Here is a 19,818-nt window from a genome sequence, read left to right as displayed (position 1 = left end):
ATGCTAAAGCGGCTGCCACTCACCCTGAAGCTGTTGATCATCACAATTCTGGCTGCGGCACTCTTCAGCTTCATCATCGATACCTACCATAACAGGCAACTCTATCAACTCTATGAATCGGAGCTGCTGGATACACTCAAGCAACAGGCTCGCATCGAACGGCTTCGATTTGACTACCAGATCAAGTTCTTCATGCAAATCAGTCGGGTTGCCGCCAATTACCCTCCCCTGATCAGGCAGCTGCACAGTGGGAAAGCCGGCGAGCTGAAGATTAATCTGCGCCGGAAACCAGCCTGGTTTCCCGGTCGTTCGCTGATCAGCAGCCAGGTTCACCCCAGACTGGTGATGCTGCTCAATCCGGATGGAACCATTCACAACTCATTCAGCACCCAGCTGAGATCCATCCCGATTTCGCTGCAACCGCCTTCGGGTTACCTGCTCACCCACTCCATCGGCCAGACCATGTTATCGATGATAGACAATAAGCCCTGGGTCCTGGCTACCTCCGGGGTCTATGATGAGGGGGTGCTACAGGGCTATCTGATGTTGGCAAGCCCGCTGGATGCCGAGTTTTTATCCAACGCCCACCGTTACGATGTCGCCCCCAACCTTACCGCACTGGTGGATGTTTCCGGCAAAGAGCCGGTCATACTGGCCAGCTCCAACAGCGAACTGGTGCCGCCCGGGATGCCGCTTGGTGAAATCGAAAAATCATACCTGGTCACCGGTAAGGAGTTTTTTGACTACGGATCATCTGATCTGCCACTCCATTTCATTTCACTGCAAAGCAAAAAGAAAATTGATGATAAGCTGAACGTAGTGCTGCATGTAGCCAATCAGCAGCGCAACCTGCAATCCGCAGGCCTTGCACTCGTCTTTATCCTGGCCATCGCAGGCCTGACCTATCGCATGCGACGTTTATCCCGTGAAGTGGCCGCATTTGCCCGGGAGCACCTCGGCGTTGAGATCTCAAGTCAGTCCGCCGACTCACTGGCAAGGCTTGAGCATGACATACACCTGCTTGAGAAAAAGGTCGTTGAGGTACATGAGCAGGAAATCAACAAGGAGAAAGCCGAAAAACAGAAAGCACGCCAGCAACTTCATATATCGGAGATGCGCCTGTATGAGTTCTTCAATCAGGCGGATGAGCTGATTCAGAGCGTTTCTCCTGAAGGTGATATCCGCTATGTGAATCAGCGCTGGATGGATGAGTTGGGCTACACACCGGATGAGATAGCCTGCATCAATATCAGCTCCATTGTGGCACGGCCATGCCTCATCGATCATTTTAAACGACTCGAACAACTGGCTGACGGCGGTAGCCCGGGACTCTTTGAAAGCATACTGGTGACCAGGGATGGGGCACAGATTGAGGTTGAAGGCTCATCCCATGCGCATATTGAAGATGGCAAACTCATTGAAGTCCACACCATTTATCGCAACGTCAGCATGCGCAAACAACTTGAGCGGGAAGCACGGGAGCACAGGGAACACCTTGAACATACCCAGCGACTGGAGAGCCTCGGCGTCCTGGCTGGTGGTATTGCCCATGATTTCAATAACATCCTGACAACCATCCTCGGCAATGCAGCTATTATGTCACGCCATATCCCCCGCCAGAGCGAGGCATACGATCGCCTCCAGCGTGTGATTGAATCCACCGAAAGAGGCGGAGACCTGTGCAAGCAAATGCTGGCCTATGCCGGCAAAGGCAAGTTCATGATCAGACCGATCAATCTCTCAACCATGATGCAGGAGATCACCAAACTGCTTTCGGTCTCCATCAGCAAGCATGTGACACTCACCTATCAACTGGAAAACGAGCTCCCTTCCATCAGTGGCGATGCAGCCCAGATCCAGCAGGTGATGATGAACCTGATTATCAATGCATCAGAGGCCATTGGTGATCAACGCGGGGAGATTCACGTATCCACCGGCGTCATCGATGCCGGGCCATCGCTGCTTGATAGCTGCCTGGCCAACAAGCCCGTCCCCGGATCATACGTGTGGATCGAAGTCAGGGATAACGGCTGCGGCATGTCGCCAGAGGTCCAGAAGAAAATATTTGAGCCGTTCTTTACCACCAAACTCTCCGGACGCGGCCTCGGCATGAGCGCTATCCTCGGCATTATCAAAGCCCATCAGGGAGCATTGAAACTAACCAGCGCGCCGGGATCCGGCACGACCTTTACCGTCTATTTCCCCGTCAGCGATAAGCGGACAACGCCGTCTCTGGTCGACACAGAAACAAGACCATATATGGGCTCATATCCGGGTAAAACCGTGCTGGTCATTGATGATGAGGAGAGCATCCGTGAACTTGCCGTCGTTTTACTGAATGAGCAGGGAATCCACACCCTGGAAGCTGTTGATGGTGAGGACGGTATCGCCCGCTTTAAAGAGCACATGCAACACATCGATATGGTCATTCTTGATCTGACCATGCCGAAGCTGAGCGGCGAAAACTGCTGCCGGGAAATCAGAAAACTACGCCCTGACGTCCCCGTCATCATCGCTTCCGGTTACTCCAAAGAGACGGTCAGCCCCCGCTTCCTGAATCATGAAGTCACCGCATTCCTGCAAAAGCCATATACACCCGATGCATTCTATCATGTCGTTCATTCGATTTTTGATCATCACAATTAACATGCGAAGATTTATTGCCGTCCCGGGCAAAAATCAGCTGCTCCTTAGCCGGTTCGCCTGATTGTCTGCTAAGCTGATACTAAGTTGTCAGTTGTGCTTCCCGTTCCATTGCGCGCACACTTGTAAGGCGGGAGCAACTCGACCATGGCCATAAGGAATCAGATATGAAAGTAAGAGAAGTTCACTGTTTTATGGAGGCATTGCCCGATGCCGCACTGCTGGTGAAGCCAAACGGGGAGATCATGGCGGCCAACCGGCATGCCATTGAGTCACTGAAACATCCTTTTGGCGAAAAAGATATCACTCTTCATATCATTGACTTGATTCCGGAGCGCTTTCACTCCAGACACGACGCACTCATGAGAGGCTTTGTCATGAGTGGACAGCAGCGCTCTATGGGGGCGAGCGGCAACTATTTTCCGACAAGGTTGGCCGATGGTACGGAAATCATGACAGAAATCAGCATTGGAAAACTGAATGTTGAAAACTTTCGTGAGCCACTTCTTCTCGTGATTCTGATAGACCGAACGGATAAGGTCAGACTCGAGGAGGAGCTGAAAAAAAGAGCCAACATCGATGAGCTGACCGAGCTATATGCACGCACCTGTTTCATGGAAAAGCTGCAACATGAAGCAGACCGGGCCATCCGATATGTACGTCCCCTGACCATCATCTACTTCGATATCGATCATTTCAAAAACATCAATGACAGCTATGGGCATTACATTGGTGATCTCGTTTTAAGGCAGGTCGGACACGTCTGCAGAAATACAATTCGACAATTTGATTTTACGGGTCGTATCGGTGGAGAAGAGTTCGTGGCCGTACTTCCCGAAACAAGCCTTGAAGCAGCCGTCATGGTTGCAGAGAGGCTCAGGAAAGCGGTGAAAACGATTCACATTCCGAACCAGAACGATGAAATCACCGTATCTGCATCATTTGGAGTTACGATGATGCTACCGAATGAATGTCAAATCACCGACCTGTTAAAGCGCGGGGACCAGGCACTATACCGCGCCAAATCCAACGGAAGAGACCGTATCGAAATTGAGATCCCATCTACATCACTCTGATACAAAAGGTCACCGCGAAACAACATCGTCTGATGCGCAAGTAAACCGCGAACTGGAACCTGTTTGGGCAGGGATAGCGCCTGGCGGGCCTGAATAACCTGACTCTTTCGATGGCGAATTACTGCCTCCACATGATTGCATAGCACCTGCAATCCCCCCAGCATCGGCATGGTCGCGACACCCCCGTCCGGGTAAGTCCCGACCATACTTTTTTCTGCAGCCAAAGGGGAAACAGATGATGTATCACAACGATCAATGGGCCCAACAGGTGGTGAGCTGGGAATACTCCTCGGCAGCAACCCCTGACCTTCATGAGGTGCCTATTCAACCATTCCCGGCCAGCCTGTATGAACAGGGCGAAACACGCGTCATTGCACTCGACCTGTCGGCTGAACTTGAAACCCCTTATCTGGCCACCGCTCCCAACCTGCTGGCCAATTATATTCGCATCTGTGCCGGTGAGCAGATCACCACCTCGGTGACTGCAACATCTGAAGTTTACTTTGTCCTGCGCGGCTCCGGCCGCACAGAAACGGCTGATGGCGTCATCACCTGGCAGCAGGGAGATGCATTCACCCTGCCCTGCAACAGTGGCGTAACCCATTATGCCGATGACGAAAGTGCACTTTACTGGAGCCATGATGCTCCCTTACTGCAGTATATGGGGGTCGCCCCCGTCAGACCGATGTTCAGCCCGGCTTTTTACAGCAAGGCGTATATGTGTTCCGAAGTTGAAAAGCTGCGAGAGATTGCCATTCGCGAGAACCGCAACCGTGTCGGCATCATTCTGGGCAACAACGCGTGTACCAAAACGAAAACGATGACCCACACCATGTGGTCACTGTTTAATCTGCTCCCGGCCGGAGCCGTACAAAAGCCACATCGCCACCAATCGGTGGCACTGGATCTGGCTGTATTCTCAGGTCCGGACACCTATACCCTGATCGGTAAAAAGGTAGACCCGGAAGGAAATATCATCCATCCGGTCAAAGCCATGTGGGCAACCGGCAGCGTATTTGTCACACCTCCCGGATGGTGGCATTCCCATCACAACGAATCGGATCAGGATGCCTATGTATTCCCTGTTCAGGATGCCGGCCTGCATACTTATATGCGCACCCTCGACATACAATTCATTCGCTGAAAGAGCAGCTCAACCACAGATCTCAACAGGAATCGATCATGATGGCAGTTACCACGGGCGCAGCTGGCTACTGCCATCATATTGCAGGACCATCTGCATGAGCGACGTGCAAGACATAGTAAACAATCGCACCTCGACACAAGCCAGGTGCATGCAATTGGCCGTTGTTTGAACACCGTCGGATTGGCTATACTGTGATAGTTTCAAATGATTAACCATCCCGATGCAGGCGCGAGCGAAATCAACAGGCTGCAAAGACAGGAGACCCGGTGAACTCAACTCATGCCATCACTGCTCACCGGCTCCTCCCCACCTCGCTGCTTCTGGCTCTGCTGCTGCTTTTATCTGTTCCGGCCTCTGCCGAGCCGGTAGTTCTGCAACTGAAGTGGAAGCATCAATTCCAGTTTGCCGGATTTTATATGGCCAAAGAGAAGGGGTACTACCGCGATGCAGGTCTTGATGTCGAGATCAGACAACTGGAACCGGATACCGATATCACCCATGGCCTCAACAATGGCGACTACAACTATCTGGTCACGGACCCCGGTATCCTGAAAGATGCTGCGGCAGGTGCTCCGGTCAGAATTCTGGCAGCAATTTTTCAGCACTCCCCACTGGCTCTGATGACGCTTGAGCGTCCTGATATCCACAAGCTTGCTGATCTGCGCGGCAAGCGCATCATGATGCTACCCGGTATGAGTGCCCATATTGATGCAGCGCTCGCCATCGCCGGTGTCGGAGCGGGCGATTTTATACGACTCAGAAACAGCCTGGACCTCAATGACCTGATTGACGGACGGACTGATGCATTCAGTGTCTACATCTCTGATCAACCCTATCAGCTGGAGCTGAAAGGCATTCACTATCAACTCTTTTTACCAGCCGATTATGGCATCGATTTTTACGGTGATATTCTGGTGACCAGCAACGATGAAGTTCTCCATCACGCCGAGCGAGCCCAGACATTTACAGATGCATCCATGCGCGGCTGGCAATATGCACTCGATCACATCGATGAAACCATCGATGTGATCGAACAGAAATATAACCCCCAGCACCTGCCGCGCGCCCAACTGCTATATGAGGCAAAAAAGGCGAAAGCCATGATTCTCAGCGACGTGGTTCAAATCGGCTATATGAGTCACCATCGCTGGCAAAAAATTGCTGAAACCTACATCAGCCTTGGCCTGCTACCGCCGAACTTTCAGGTGGACTCGCTCATATACCGCCCTGAGCCGGGACTGATGGATGCAATCAAACAGCATATATGGAGCATCACGATCGCCCTGTTTTTGCTGACTGCACTACTGCTGACGTTACATATTCAAAGGTTACAACGGGTTGTCCGCACACGAACGGATCACCTGCTGCAACGCGAGCAAACCAACCGCCTGCTAACCCAGCGCCTGATTACCACCAGTGATGATGAGCGGCGCTTCATTTCGCACGAGCTTCATGATGAGCTGGGGCAATCACTGACCGCAATCAGCACACTGACCGCCATGATCAAAGGTGAATCCAGCCAGGGCCGTGTCATTGCACATGCCGATCACATCAGTGTGACGGTCAAACAGCTGTTTGAGCTGGTTCGCAAAATTCTCACCCGCATCAATCCGGACATGCTCGACACATCCGGCCTGATTCTTGGTCTCCAGGCCATGATGGCTGACTGGCGGAAAATCACCCAAATAGAAATCGACTTTTCCACTGCAGGCAGCATGGAAAACCTTTCCGATGCCCTGAACACAACCCTCTTTCGTATTGTTCAGGAAAGCCTGACCAATGTCATGCGCCATGCTTCAGCCAGCCATGTGAGCATTCGCATAGCCGCACTGGAAAACACACAAAAGATCGAGCTTGAAATCAGCGATGATGGTATCGGCTTTGATATGAGCCAGTCTCCGACCGGCGTCGGACTGACCACGATCCGGGAAAGGGTTTATGCACTCAAGGGCGAATACAGCCTGCATAGTACGCCGGGACACGGTGTTCGACTGTTTATCTCCCTGCCACTAAGACGAAAACAGTCACCTCCCCCCTTCCAGGTGGCTGCTGATTGATTGCCCTCCTGGCAATCAATCAGCAGCTCCCTAAGGAAGCGCTGATCAATTCAGTGCTTTCCTGGCGGGCCATGGATGGCCTGCCAAATCAGACACGTAAGTGTTTGATTTGTAAGCAAAGGAAAAATCGCGCTTTTGCCTTTGCGGACTGATTTTTGCCAGGAAGGCAATAAATCAGCATCTCCCTAAAGAATAATCCCGATACGATGACAGGCTGCAACGGCTTTCTCTCTCGCCGCTTCGATTGAGTCTGCTCTTGCCAGCGCCACAGCCATGCGTCGCTTGCCATGGACTTCCGGTTTTCCAAACAAACGGATCTGGGTATCCGGAACAGAGAGTGCTTCATCAAGCCGGGTAAATATCACCTGGTCAGAGTCACCCTCCACAACCAGAGGACATGAGGCGGCCGGTCCATGCTGACGGATATTGGGAATCGGCAACCCGAGTATTGCCCGGGCATGCAAGGCAAACTCCGACAAATCCTGAGATATCAGCGTCACAAGTCCGGTATCATGAGGACGGGGGGAAACCTCACTGAAAATGGCCGTATCGCCCTTGATAAAGAGCTCTACGCCGAATAAGCCGTAGCCCCCCAATGCTGCTGTAACCTTGCCGGCAATCTCTTCAGCTGCCTGTAACGCTTCTGCACTCATCGCTTGAGGCTGCCACGACTGACGGTAGTCCCCGTCGATCTGCAGATGACCGATCGGCTGACAGTAAGAGGTACCATCCCGATGACGCACTGTCAGCAAGGTAATCTCATAATCAAAATCGATAAATCCTTCGACAATCACCTTGCCCTTGCCTGCTCTTCCCCCTTTCTGGGCATAATCCCAGGCAGCCTGCACAGCGCTGGCTTCACGGATAACAGATTGCCCCTTGCCGGAAGAGCTCATGATCGGTTTCACCACACAGGGCAGGCCTATTTCAGCGATCGCCGTCTCAAACTCATCAAAGGTTGCAGCAAATCGATAGGGGGATGTCGCCAGCCCCAGTGTTTCAGCGGCCAGCCGGCGGATGCCCTCACGATTCATCGTCAACTGGGTTGCTCTGGCCGTCGGGATAATATGAAACCCCTCCTTCTCCAGCGCCGCCAGTGTATCTGTGGCAATGGCTTCCACCTCAGGCACGATCAGATCCGGTTGTTCAGCTTCGATCAGGGCCCGTAGCGCAACACCATCAAGCATACTGATCACATGTGCACGGTGGGCCACCTGCATCGCCGGCGCATGCGGATAACTGTCCACCGCAATCACCTCAACACCAAGCCTCTGCAATTCAATCACCACCTCCTTACCCAGCTCACCTGAACCGAGTAACATCACCTTTGTTGCTGTGGCTGATAACGGTGTACCTATCTGAATCGCTGACATGACTTAACCTCCGAATCTTGCGGCATCGTACTGTATCGTTTCACTCTCCGGAATCCACACAGGCAAAAACGGGCTATTGCGACAACTGCTCAACCCGCTTGCGATTAACACCGAAATCGGAGTGCCCCACCCGCGAGGCAGAACGGATATGAATCACACCTTGCTGCTCATCCAGGCGCAACTCCACATCATCCACATAGCGAAATACCGGCGTGGTAAATGTCGCATGCAGATAATGCCCATCATCCTGCTCAATCACACCGCCCTGAGCCACCATGATACTTTTCATTTGTACCCAGCTTCTGTCGGCAAGGTTGATCGGCCGGATGGCATGTTGCTGACTTGCCTGGCTATGTGCCTCACTGCAAACGCAGTTGGGTGAATCCGGGCACGGCCGCAGCAAACCCTGCTGCAACCCCAGGTTTGCAGGTGTTTTATGTGAATAGATTGCCATGGCTACAAAGGTGATGAACCCGAGCGCCAGCAACAGTCCGGTTACGATGAATATCCACTTCATATGCCCTCCTCTGGCGGCAACATTGGCTGTCCGAGCCGCATACCGCATTCACAACCATTTCAAACCCTGAATGGCAGCAGATAGAGATACAAGCATCGATCGTTCATTCGAAAATGAGGCCATCCGGATGGCCTTTCGCATCACTGAACAAACGCCTGCCAGCATTGGCGGATGCAGTAAGCCACCTCTTAATATCGGCATCACTGGCCATGATAAAGGCATCGCCCCCTGTTCCGGCATGCTTTTTGCTCAAACATTTGGGCACAAGCTTTGCAGATCAATAGATGCCGGGGCGAGGTATCGGGAGCATGTATGAGGTTAACTCACATTATTTATGCCAGCAAGGATCGGGCTGGATTTACCAATGAGACAGTTCTGGGGCTGCTGACCAAAGCCAGAGACAACAATGAAGCCTTAAATGTAACCGGTATGTTGCTATTCGATGGTAACAGCTTTTTTCAGGTGCTTGAGGGCGAAGAAACCGTGGTAAGCCATCTTTTTGATCGAATTTCTCAAGACAAAAGACATTACAATATCGTGCAAATCGTCAGGGAGGCGATCCCTCACCGACACTTTTCCAACTGGAGTATGGGCTATGCCCCGGTAAGCCGGGAAGATTTAAATTCGATTGATGGCCTGAATGACTTCTTTGACCAAAGCACCTGTCTTGCTGATATTGATGAAGGACGAGCCAAAAAACTTCTTCATGCATATACGAAGGGTATGTGGCGGCTGCATTAATGAGATGCTGATTTATTGCCCTCCTGGCAAAAACTCAGTTCGCCGTCCATGGCTCACCCGGAATCGCTGGATTAATCTGCGATTCCTTAACAGGCCGGAGTGCTACCACGCTTGCGGCCCAACGGAGGGCGATTATGATGACAGATGACTCACTTTTCAGTGGTATTGAGTTCACCCATGCCTTTCAACCGATCGTCGACATGGATACCGGGCAGATTGTTTCTTATGAAGTTTTATTACGCGGAAAATGCAATGAATCCCCCGGGGCAGTGTTTGGAAAAGTTACCCCGGCAAAACTTATGCTGTTTGATCAGCTCAGCCGGGAAAAGGCGCTTGTCATGGCCAGAAACCTGGGCATTTCTTGCCGTATCAATCTTAATTTCACACCGGGCGCTATTCTGTTTGAGAACGGACGTTATGTGCATGACACCATGCAGGCAGCTGTAAGGCTCGGGATGCATACCTCACAATTAGTGATAGAGATCACTGAAAGTGAATGTATTCATGACATAAAACATCTCGTGGCAGTATTAAACGATGCACGTCGGGAGCAATTCACCATTGCCATTGATGACTTCGGATCCGGCTACGCCGGACTGAATATGCTTGCCGAGATTCAGCCGGATATAATCAAACTTGATATGTCTCTGTTACGCGACATTGAACTGCATGGTCCTCGGCAATCCATTGTAAGAGCAATCATTCAGGTATGCCTGGAGCTGGGCATAGACCCGCTGGCCGAAGGCGTCGAGTCTGAGGCTGAATTCAACTTTTTACGCCAGACAGGCATATCTCTGTTTCAGGGCTACCTGTTCGCGAAGCCGGGATTTGAATGCCTTCCAGAGGTATCCCTCCCTCCCGGGTAATTTACAACCGTTTTATCTCTCGTCGCTTATCTGCAATCTGCACGATCAACAGGGCCAGCTTCGCCCAAAGCCTGAGCCGTCCCCCGCCACCGGCGGCAATCATGGCCCTCCCTCACGGAAGCACTGGCACATCAGCGCTTCCCTGTCGGCATCGCCATAGAGCAATATCAGTCAGGATTGCACTCTGATAGCACAGCAGAGTTGGCACTGTGAGGAAAATGTCAGTGAATGAGATAACGCTAAAGTCATATGTGAAACGGTTTGAACGGGTGTTCGACTATATCGATCATCATTTGGCTGAGCCGCTCGACATTGAGCAGCTGAGTCGTGTAGCCAACTTCTCGAAGTTCCACTTCCATCGGCAGTTTTCGCAGTATGCGGGCATCAGTGTCTTCGCCTATATCCGTATGATGCGACTCAGGCGGGCTTCGTACCGGCTGGTGTTCTGCACAGAAGAGCGGATTATCGATATCGCGCTGGATGCCGGCTTTGAAAATCCGGAATCTTTTTCGCGTGCCTTTAAGCAGTCGTTCGGGCAATCCCCCTCTCAATTCAGAAAAGAGCCGTTATGGAAGCCGTGGAACGAGCTGTTCCAACCGCCGCCAAGGCAAAGGAGCGAGAAAATGGAAGTCAATATAGTTGATTTTGCAACAACCAGGGTCGCAGTGCTGGAACACCGCGGAGCGCCGGAACTGGTTAATAATTCGGTGATGCAATTTATCGAGTGGCGCCAACAGAGCGGATTATCTCCGGTAAAATCGAGTCGCACGCTGGGACTGGTCTACGATGATCCGGCCACTGTGGAGCCGGAGAAGTTCCGTTTCGATATTTGCGGCGAGGTCTCTTCGGATGTGCCGGAAAACGTGCAAGGCGTGAAAAGCGGTGTGATTCCCGGAGGGCGCTGTGCAGTGCTACGCCACTCCGGACCTCTCGATCAGATTGGTGAGAAGATCTACTATCTCTACCGTGAGTGGTTGCCGGAGAGTGGCGAAGAGCTGCGGGATGCCCACCTCTTTTTTCACTATCTGAAACTGCTCCCGGACGTACCCGAGCATGAATTGCTCACCGATATCTACCTGCCCTTAAAGTAGCGTGTGGCTGTGAGCGATTTTTTATCCTCTCGCGTGAATATCTGCCCTGACTTCATTTCAGGCTGAGCGGATCGAATACTGTCGTCAGGGAAGTGCTGTGAATGGATCAGTGCTTCCCTGCAACAGCACATGTGATACACGTTGTAGCCAGGCATCCTTTCATCATGCGCCCGTGCGGATACCTGCTTCTGTTTGTTTGCCCGCTTTGAGCTAGAGTCAGCCTCATTTCCATAACCATTGACCACAAAGGCTGACTATGAATGAGCAACCGAACAACCCGCTGCACGGCATGACGCTTGAAGCCATCATCAACGCGCTGGTAGCCCATTATGGCTGGGGAGCATTGGGCATTCACGTCAAAATCCGCTGTTTCAACGCAGACCCGTCGGTCAAATCGAGCCTGAAATTCCTGCGCAAAACGCCCTGGGCACGGGCAAAGGTCGAACAGCTCTACCTCACCATGCTGGCCGAAAAAAAGCGCAAGGATAACTCGCCGTGGGCCAAGCTGGATAAGCAATAACCGGCTCGGCGCTGATTGATTACCATCCAGGTAAAATGCAGTATCTCCTGAATGAACATCCCGGCTGGCATGCCATATGCTGGAAGTCTGATATGTAAGCCGTTTTAATAGTCACCCGCTTTTCTGCGATATAGATTAACATGAGGCACCAGAACTGATCAGAATATCCGAATGGAGGTCTGCTATGTTAAGAGTGAAAGTATCCGACCTGAATTACGAGTATCAGCCAGATGCATATTTTGAACGCAAGATGACCGCAAGTGGCTGGGATATTGAAAAACTAGATGCGCCTTTTGATTATTTCACCGTCAATATTGCCACCCTTGGCAAACTGAACAAAGTATGTTCCGTCGATCATATCGCCGAATGTTTTCTCGAATCCGGTGGCAGCATCGTCAGGGAAAAGCTGATCATCCCGGGCGTTGCATCACTGATCACCTGTCAGGATGACTCCGGCCACATCTTCTCATTTATCGAAGATGCCATGTAAGTAGTGAATATCATACTCATGGCCTGCCCATCCCATCCGACCGAAACGTGATGCGGCAGGCCATGCAAGTATGGCTCTGTATCAAACTGCACAGATATACTCCCGCCTTTGCTACAACACCCTTTTTTTCTGTAAACCTCATTGAGCGCAGCACGCATCCGGACATATCTGGCATACAACTTGATAGAAACCCTTGATCACCTTCAGTTCACCGTGCATTTTCTATCCGGGCATCAATCACTGTAGCGGGAAACAGAATCGATCAGGAGGTCCATGTGGAGTATATCCAGTGTCCGCACTGTCTGAACAAGTACGGGGTCAACGACCGTATGCGTCAGGCTTTGGGCAAACAGATCCGCTGCAAACACTGCCAACAACCCTTTCGCATCGTCATTAGCGGAACACCGGATAAATTACCTGTCAGCAGCAGTGAACAGATTCGCCCTGCCGAAGCGGATCAGCACCATCCCCCCATGCCAGAGCAGCCGGCGCAAGTGACTCCTCCCGCTGTTGTAGCGGAACAAGTCGCCGCACCTGCTACCGATGAAAATGAACCTGTATCAGTTGAAAAGAGTCCCCGGCCGGTCAGGCTGAAGAAAAAACTGAATACCCAGTTTCTGCTCTTTGCTGTGCTGTTGACCATTCTTCTCTGTGCCGGTACCGGACTGTTCATCTATACACAGTTTCCGCAATGGTTTGAAAAAAGCAGTGATCGTTCCGACCATGTCATCCCGGAAGAGCTCATCAAACCGATGAGTGTATTCCCGACAGACACATCAAAGAAGGAGGTCAGCGCCCCGCAACACACGGAAACAGGCAGTGCCGACAAGTCTCTGCTTGAGGGCCCTGAGCAACCATCACAGCCATGCAGGGAGTTGGCGGCAGAGATGTGGATCCGCCTTCACCTGTTAGCCACGACAAAACTTGATACACAGCTGTATATGCAATTGATGGATCAGGGGATTGAGCAGCCCGCCGAGCTGCGCAAGCTGTGCAAGGATCGTTTTCTGGCATCCCGCATCACCGATGCGGCCAAACAGGAGATGGTTCCCGACTGGATCAGTCACGAGATAGAGAAACGCACTCGCAAAAAGAAAGCAGAAGGAGAAGGTCCTCCCGCTCCGCAATCAGCGCCATGATCGGTTCATCTATGTAGAAGCGCTGATTCACCCTGCGCTTCCAGGGATCAGATGAAGCCTGCGTCCCGGTAGTGATTCAGCACGAAAAGGAAAAAGTACGATTTTCCCTTTTCTCACAAAACCAGGCATGGCCAGCAGGGATATTCTGACTTATTCAGAGTATCCCTGCACCAGACAACCCCGCTAATCAGGCAGACAACCAGACTGACTCCCTGATGACTGCCCGTTACCTCTTCAGTCGAGCAGCGCCTGCATGCGCTTACCCAGCAGCGTAGGATTATGTTCAACGCATACACCGGCAGCCTCAAGAGCCGCATACTTGGCTTCGGCCGTTCCTTTACCGCCGGAAATAATCGCACCGGCATGGCCCATACGTTTGCCACTTGGCGCCGTGGCTCCGGCGATAAAACCGACAACCGGTTTATTGATATGATCGCGAATATATTCGGCAGCATGCTCTTCATCGACGCCGCCAATTTCACCGATCATGATCACACCCTCAGTCTGATCATCCGCCTCAAACAGCTTCAGCGCATCAATGAAATCAAGACCATGCACAGGGTCGCCGCCCATACCGATACAGGTGGACTGGCCTAACCCCGCGTCAGTCAACTGGGCAACCGCCTCATAGGTCAGTGTACCCGATCTGGAGATCACGCCAACCCTGCCCGGCAGATGAATATGCCCCGGCATAATACCGATCTTGGCCTCACCGGGCGTAATAATTCCCGGGCAGTTCGGACCGATCAGCATACAGTCGATACCTTCAATCCGGCGTTTCACCTCCAGCATATCCTGTACAGGGATACCTTCGGTAATGCAGGCAATCAGTTTGATTCCTGCCGTCGCCGCCTCAATGATTGCCGCTGCAGCATAGGGTGGCGGCACAAAAATCACCGAGGCCTCAGCTCCCTCCTGCCTGACAGCATCAGCCACACAGTCAAAAACAGGGCGGTCAAGGTGAGTCTGTCCGCCCTTACCGGGGGTCACACCGCCAACCAGCGTTGTTCCATATTCAATCATCTGGCTGGCATGGAATGAACCCTGCCGACCGGTAAAACCCTGACAGATGACACGGGTGTGTCGATCCAGCAATACGCCCATCGCTATATCCCCTTTGCGGCAGCAACCGCCAGCTCGGCCGCCTGATCAAGGTCAGCAGCCCATCGCACATCCAGTCCGGCCTCGTGAATCAGTCGCCGACCCTGCTCCTCATTGGTACCCACCAGACGCATCACCACCGGCACCTGCATCGGGTGCGTGCGAATCGCCTCAAGCAGTCCCTGCGCAATAATATCACAGCGAACAATACCGCCAAAAATATTGACCAGCACTGCTTTCACCTGCTGATCGGAAAAGAGCAGCTTGAATGCTTCGCACACGGCATGGACAGTCACGCCACCTCCCACATCAAGAAAGTTGGCCGGCCGGTCACCCTTGAGCTGGATAATATCCATCGTTGCCATAGCCAGCCCGGCACCGTTGACCATGCAGCCAATCCGGCCATCCAGGGCAATATAATTGAGACCATGTGCAGAAGCTTCAATCTCTCTCGGATCCTCTTCATCCAGGTCCCGCATGGCCGAAAAATCGGCATGGCGATACAAGGCATTATCATCAATCGCCATTTTGGCATCGAGTGCGATCAGGGCTCCATCCGTTGTTTCAATCAACGGATTCAGTTCAAGCAAACTGCAATCGCTTTCGCAAAAGGCGCGATAGAGGGATGCGGCCAGAGCAGGGAATGCCGCTGCTGCAGCTTCACCAAGGCCGAGCATGGCAATCATGGTGGCACAATCATCGGCCGTCAGTCCCGCACTGCCATCGATCGGACACGTCAGAATTTTTTCAGGTGATGCCAGCGCCACCTCTTCGATCGCCATACCGCCGGCCGGACTGACAACAAATGATACCGACTCGCTTTCCCGGTCGACCAGCAAACTGAGGTAATACTCGCGCGCAATGCTGACACCCTGCTCAACATAGAGCCTGTTCACACGCTTTCCCGACGCACCGGTCTGATGGGTTACCAATGTGCTGCCAAGCAGCCCGTCCGCTGCTTCCCGCACCTCTTCAACAGAGCGGCACAGGCGCACCCCACCCGCTTTTCCCCGGCCTCCGGCATGAATCTGGGCCTTCACGACCCAAACCTGACCACTCAGATCGGCAGCAGCGGCAACGGCCTCTTCGACCGATAGCGCCAGACGCCCGCAAGGAACCGGCACATCAAAACGTTTCAGGATCTCTTTGGCCTGATATTCATGTATATTCAAGATCGCTCCTTTCTCCGGGAAAATGTGGGTTTGCAACAATCGGGACCAACATACCACGACATATCCGGGCTATCGCCAGGCGGCCAGCAGCCGCGTTTGCCGGTGCCGGCACACTGCGCATATTCAGGCAGTAATCCTGCCGGATTATGACACGGCGTCCACGATGGCATACACGGAGCTCTCAGCGATTCCCGAAAATCACTGCATGGATACGTTGAGTTACCGCGATGCAGGCTTTACCACTGCCGGCGCACTGCACGATGCAGCGAGTCCGATGAGACACGTAAGTGCCTGATTTACAAGCAACAGTAAAAGCTTTTTTATCTTTGCGAACTGATTATTGCCAGGAGGGTAATCAATCAGCATCTCCCTAAAAATGTTCGAGCGCATCCACATCACGCACCAGCTGCCTGACCGCTGCCAGTGACTGCTCAAGCTGCTGCTGTTCATCAGCGGTCAAATCAAGCTCAATCACACTCTCAATGCCGCGCCCTCCCAGCTTGCAGGGCACCCCCAGGTAATAGCCATCAACCCCGTACTCCCCCTCAAGATAGGCCGCACAGGTAAGAATCCTTTTTTTATCCTTCAGAATCGCCTCGGCCATTTCGACCACCGATGCTCCCGGCGCATAATAGGCAGAGCCAGTTTTCAGCAGGCGAACAATTTCCGCACCACCATCGGCAGTTCGCTGACAGATGGCAGCAACCCGTTCCGGACTGAGCAACTCGGTAATCGGAATGCCGGCCACCGTTGAATAGCGAGGCAGCGGAACCATGGTATCACCATGTCCTCCCAGCACAAAAGCACTGACATCCTCAATAGAAACATCCAGCTCGCTGGCAATAAATGCACGCATCCGTGCCGAATCAAGCACGCCGGCCATGCCTATCACCCGTTCCCTGGGAAAGCCGGAGACCTTCAACGCCGTATAAACCATCGCATCGAGCGGATTGGTCACCACAAGTATCACACAGTCGGGAGAATAACGGACAATCTGCTCTGTCACCCCGGCAACAATGTTGACATTGACCGATAACAGGTCATCCCGACTCATGCCCGGCTTTCGCGCCACACCGGCCGTAATAATAACCAGATCGGATCCGGCAGTATCGGCATAGTCCTGGGTTCCCATCACCGTGGCATCAAATCCGATCACAGGGGATGCCTCATACATATCCAGCCCCTTCCCCTGCGGAACACCATCCATTACATCGATCAGAACAATATTCGCCAGCTCTTTCTGGGCCACCATAAATGCAGCTGTTGCACCGACATTACCAGCCCCGACGACCGTTACCTTTTTACGGTGAAACGCCGGACTGTCATTACCACTCTTTTTCGACCAACGCATACTCCGACTCCTTTCCTGTTTGTGCACTCAACCACACAGTCACAAGCTGTATCATTTGATGGCAAGCCACCTGCATAAAGTCTGCCCTCAACGCCCCTGATTGCAACCTTGAAGAGCCCCCTGTCTGCGTGACCATTCGACACGATCCCGAGCCCCTCAAAAGCAACTGAAATACGCCATCGTGTCTTAACACTTGCGCCATCCGAGTCGGTACGTAGCATTTTGACATTATGCTGCCCACAGGGGCCGATGATATCGGAGGGAATATGGACGTCGCGACGGTGCTAAAAGAGATACAGGAGAACAGGACCATACAGGGTAAAAACCTCTCCGGGCTTGATTTTTCAGGACAGGACATGACAGGGGCCAAGCTGCCCGGCTGTGACCTTTCCGGCTGTAATTTCAGGGATGCCATCCTGCGCTCCAGCGACCTGTCTGACTGCAACCTGCAAAAAGCGGATTTTCGCGGTGCCAACCTGAATCTGGCCAATCTCTATAATTCAGATCTGACCGGGGCACGCCTGCGCCGGGCAAACCTGACACATGCCAACCGGACACTGGCAAAAATCAGCAAGTGGGCCATGAAAGGCGCATATATTGCCGGCCCGACTGCTTATACCGAATGAATAACAAACAAAAGAGAGCATTCCCGCTTCAGGAAGAAAAAGACTTTCTCTCGGAAAGCGAATGGGTCATTTTTAAACTGTTATGCAAGCCTGTTGACTCATTTATCGACAGCGATGCAGATGAGCTGTCCAAAGCAACCGGCGGGCAAGTATCACCTGAACGCTGCGACGAGCTGATTCGCATTGTTCGCATCAGACATCATGCAGGCGTAGGCTCATGGATTGCACGAATCTTTGCCCAGGCTGGTCTGAGCCACATGGATATCCTGCAACGGCCGGCTACGGAGATTGCCGCCATCGTTAATGGCAAGCTTGGCTACCCGCTCTGTAACGAGGCCACCTGCGACGCCCTGGCTCAACTGCAACAGCAACGAGCCGGCACAGCAGCCAGCTGACCACCATCCGGGCAAACCAACAGATCAAATGGAAGAGGACGCATGCGCGAAAGAATTCTTGTAACAGGTGGCGCCGGCTACATCGGCTCCAATATTGCCGCAGCACTGAGCAATCGACCGGGGACCGATGTCCTCGTTGTGGATGACTTCTCCTCCGGTGACTGGCGAAACCTGATACATGTTGACTGCGAAGTGCGCGCCTGTGACTGCGCCGATCCAGCTCTGCTTGAAGAGATTGCCGCCGGCGCATTTGCGGCGGTTTTTCATGAGGCCGCCATTACCGACACTACCATCATGGATCAGCGACGCATGGTGGAGGTCAACACCAATGCCTTTGCCAGCATCCTGAAGGCAAGCTGTACCTCGGGCACACGGGTCATCTATGCATCTTCTGCCGGCACCTATGGCAACTCCCCCGCCCCCAACCGGGTCGGACATGGTGAGGAGCCGGAAAACATTTACGGTTTCTCCAAGCTGGCCATGGACCGCGTTGCCGCCCGCTGGTATGAACGACACCCGGCCGTACTGATCGGCCTGCGCTACTTCAATGTATATGGTCCCGGTGAGACTCACAAAAATGAAAAAGATGGCAACAAAACCGCTTCCATGATCCTGCAGCTGTATGAGCAGCGCAAGGCAGGCAAACCGCCCCGCCTGTTTAAATATGGCGAGCAAAAACGTGACTTTGTTTATATTCGCGATGTGGTCAATGCCAATCTGGCCGCACTGAATGCACCGCGTTCAGGCGTATGCAACGTAGGCTCCGGCCGGGCACGCACCTTCAACGATATCGTCGATATCCTCTCGGACAACCTGAACAACCGGATGGAAACCATCTACTTTGATAATCCGCACAGCTTTTACCAGGAACACACCGAAGCCGACCTGACAGACAGCAACATCATTCTGGGCTGGCAGCCGGAATGGTCGCTGGAGGACGGCATGAAAGAGTACATTACCCTGCTCGAACAAGGCCACCGCGGCCCACTGGAGATCTACTGATGCACGCTTCTAGAATCGCCATCCTTATACTGCTGCTGGCCGGTTGCACTGCGGAACCGATCCATCAGGGCAACCGGCTTGAGGTCGGCAAAGTCGATCGCATTCAGAAAGGCGACACAAAGTTTCACATTGAGCAGATTCTCGGTGCACCGACGCTGAACGACGCCATGCATCCGGACAGAGCCGTCTACTATGAAGAGTATGAAGACAAGGATAGCGGCAAACTCATCAAGCGCAGAGTTGAAATACACTATGACGACGCCAAACGCGTGACCGACATCGAGCGATTCGGCTTTGACAAACAAGTGCAGAAGAGCGAATAAGCCACATGTGCACCATGCCATTGTGGACCACACATGATCCAGCGCCGATAATCACCCGCACATTCGCTACCAACAGCTGAATTATACTGGTATTTTTTGCCAATCGGGTTGACACTATCCCGATGATCACGTAAATTATGCGCGTTTTCTATTGTTTTACAGGGGGATAGGACATTTCACTTCATGAT

Annotated in this window: 20 protein-coding genes; 15 read left to right on the top strand and 5 right to left on the bottom strand. The window is 52.6% G+C overall.

Going from position 1 to position 19,818, the window contains the following annotated elements; genetic code table 11:
* The 4 genes from FEF65_RS06455 (at nt 1) to FEF65_RS06440 (ending at nt 6,923) form a co-directional block, all read left to right on the top strand.
* Nucleotides 1-2,646, top strand: a complete 2,646-nt coding sequence (locus FEF65_RS06455; protein ID WP_138238986.1) for a hybrid sensor histidine kinase/response regulator — start codon at nt 1-3, stop codon at nt 2,644-2,646.
* A gap of 164 nt (nt 2,647-2,810) precedes the next feature.
* Entirely contained in the window at nt 2,811-3,719 is a 909-nt protein-coding gene (locus tag FEF65_RS06450) for a GGDEF domain-containing protein (RefSeq protein ID WP_138238985.1), read from the top strand.
* A gap of 238 nt (nt 3,720-3,957) precedes the next feature.
* The gene (locus FEF65_RS06445; protein ID WP_138239104.1) at nt 3,958-4,863 is read left to right on the top strand and encodes a cupin domain-containing protein; all 906 of its coding nucleotides are present in this window, start codon (nt 3,958-3,960) and stop codon (nt 4,861-4,863) included.
* Nucleotides 4,864-5,132: 269 nt separating this feature from the next.
* On the top strand, nt 5,133-6,923 hold the full coding sequence (locus tag FEF65_RS06440) for an ABC transporter substrate-binding protein (RefSeq protein ID WP_138238984.1): 1,791 nt from the start codon (nt 5,133-5,135) through the stop codon (nt 6,921-6,923).
* Nucleotides 6,924-7,108: 185 nt separating this feature from the next.
* On the opposite strand, the gene purT is transcribed toward FEF65_RS06440, so the two are convergent.
* Both purT and FEF65_RS06430 read right to left on the bottom strand, forming a co-directional pair.
* Nucleotides 7,109-8,296 (bottom strand): formate-dependent phosphoribosylglycinamide formyltransferase, encoded by a 1,188-nt coding sequence (gene purT / locus FEF65_RS06435; RefSeq protein ID WP_138238983.1) that lies wholly within the window; start codon nt 8,294-8,296, stop codon nt 7,109-7,111.
* A gap of 73 nt (nt 8,297-8,369) precedes the next feature.
* Nucleotides 8,370-8,813 (bottom strand): DUF1499 domain-containing protein, encoded by a 444-nt coding sequence (locus FEF65_RS06430; RefSeq protein ID WP_138238982.1) that lies wholly within the window; start codon nt 8,811-8,813, stop codon nt 8,370-8,372.
* Nucleotides 8,814-8,883: 70 nt separating this feature from the next.
* Here FEF65_RS06430 and FEF65_RS13380 point away from each other — a divergent pair, with 70 nt between their 5' ends.
* The 7 genes from FEF65_RS13380 (at nt 8,884) to FEF65_RS06400 (ending at nt 13,660) form a co-directional block, all read left to right on the top strand.
* Nucleotides 8,884-9,129, top strand: a complete 246-nt coding sequence (locus FEF65_RS13380) for a hypothetical protein (RefSeq protein ID WP_161595192.1) — start codon at nt 8,884-8,886, stop codon at nt 9,127-9,129.
* Nucleotides 9,126-9,554 (top strand): BLUF domain-containing protein, encoded by a 429-nt coding sequence (locus tag FEF65_RS06425; protein WP_138238981.1) that lies wholly within the window; start codon nt 9,126-9,128, stop codon nt 9,552-9,554. The genes FEF65_RS13380 and FEF65_RS06425 overlap by 4 nt, the downstream gene beginning before the upstream one ends.
* Nucleotides 9,555-9,688: 134 nt before the next feature.
* A complete protein-coding gene (locus tag FEF65_RS06420; RefSeq protein WP_202978240.1) occupies nt 9,689-10,420 on the top strand; it encodes an EAL domain-containing protein in 732 nt (243 codons plus the stop codon).
* A gap of 218 nt (nt 10,421-10,638) precedes the next feature.
* Entirely contained in the window at nt 10,639-11,511 is an 873-nt protein-coding gene (locus FEF65_RS06415) for an AraC family transcriptional regulator (RefSeq protein WP_170304426.1), read from the top strand.
* 256 nt (nt 11,512-11,767) lie between these two features.
* Nucleotides 11,768-12,031 carry a VF530 family protein gene (locus FEF65_RS06410; RefSeq protein WP_138238979.1) on the top strand — a complete coding sequence of 88 codons (264 nt, stop codon included), beginning with the start codon at nt 11,768-11,770 and terminating at the stop codon, nt 12,029-12,031.
* A gap of 184 nt (nt 12,032-12,215) precedes the next feature.
* Nucleotides 12,216-12,521 carry a hypothetical protein gene (locus FEF65_RS06405; RefSeq protein ID WP_138238978.1) on the top strand — a complete coding sequence of 102 codons (306 nt, stop codon included), beginning with the start codon at nt 12,216-12,218 and terminating at the stop codon, nt 12,519-12,521.
* A gap of 275 nt (nt 12,522-12,796) precedes the next feature.
* Entirely contained in the window at nt 12,797-13,660 is an 864-nt protein-coding gene (locus FEF65_RS06400) for a zinc-ribbon domain-containing protein (RefSeq protein ID WP_138238977.1), read from the top strand.
* A gap of 234 nt (nt 13,661-13,894) precedes the next feature.
* On the opposite strand, the gene sucD is transcribed toward FEF65_RS06400, so the two are convergent.
* From sucD to mdh, 3 genes are all read right to left on the bottom strand, one after another.
* A complete protein-coding gene (sucD, locus tag FEF65_RS06395) occupies nt 13,895-14,764 on the bottom strand; it encodes a succinate--CoA ligase subunit alpha (protein WP_138238976.1) in 870 nt (289 codons plus the stop codon).
* 2 nt (nt 14,765-14,766) lie between these two features.
* On the bottom strand, nt 14,767-15,933 hold the full coding sequence (gene sucC, locus FEF65_RS06390; RefSeq protein WP_138238975.1) for an ADP-forming succinate--CoA ligase subunit beta: 1,167 nt from the start codon (nt 15,931-15,933) through the stop codon (nt 14,767-14,769).
* Between the two features lie 370 nt (nt 15,934-16,303).
* Nucleotides 16,304-17,284, bottom strand: coding sequence for a malate dehydrogenase (mdh, locus tag FEF65_RS06385; protein WP_138238974.1), 981 nt, complete (start codon nt 17,282-17,284; stop codon nt 16,304-16,306).
* 266 nt (nt 17,285-17,550) lie between these two features.
* Here mdh and FEF65_RS06380 point away from each other — a divergent pair, with 266 nt between their 5' ends.
* Genes FEF65_RS06380 through FEF65_RS06365 form a run of 4 tightly spaced genes read left to right on the top strand, consistent with a single transcriptional unit; the run spans nt 17,551 to nt 19,630 of the window.
* Complete coding sequence (locus FEF65_RS06380) at nt 17,551-17,910, top strand: pentapeptide repeat-containing protein (protein ID WP_138238973.1); 360 nt, start codon at nt 17,551-17,553, stop codon at nt 17,908-17,910.
* Nucleotides 17,907-18,305: a hypothetical protein gene (locus tag FEF65_RS06375; RefSeq protein WP_138238972.1), complete on the top strand. Its 399-nt coding sequence runs from the start codon at nt 17,907-17,909 to the stop codon at nt 18,303-18,305. Before FEF65_RS06380 ends, FEF65_RS06375 begins: the two co-directional genes overlap by 4 nt.
* Nucleotides 18,306-18,347: 42 nt before the next feature.
* Nucleotides 18,348-19,307, top strand: coding sequence for an ADP-glyceromanno-heptose 6-epimerase (rfaD, locus tag FEF65_RS06370; protein WP_138238971.1), 960 nt, complete (start codon nt 18,348-18,350; stop codon nt 19,305-19,307).
* Nucleotides 19,307-19,630, top strand: a complete 324-nt coding sequence (locus FEF65_RS06365) for an outer membrane protein assembly factor BamE (RefSeq protein ID WP_138238970.1) — start codon at nt 19,307-19,309, stop codon at nt 19,628-19,630. Before rfaD ends, FEF65_RS06365 begins: the two co-directional genes overlap by 1 nt.
* Nucleotides 19,631-19,818 lie beyond the last annotated feature (188 nt).

The sequence above is a fragment of the Mariprofundus erugo genome (assembly GCF_005818865.1).
GTDB classification, from domain to species: domain Bacteria; phylum Pseudomonadota; class Zetaproteobacteria; order Mariprofundales; family Mariprofundaceae; genus Mariprofundus; species Mariprofundus erugo.
This window is presented reverse-complemented; position numbering and strand designations above follow the sequence as displayed.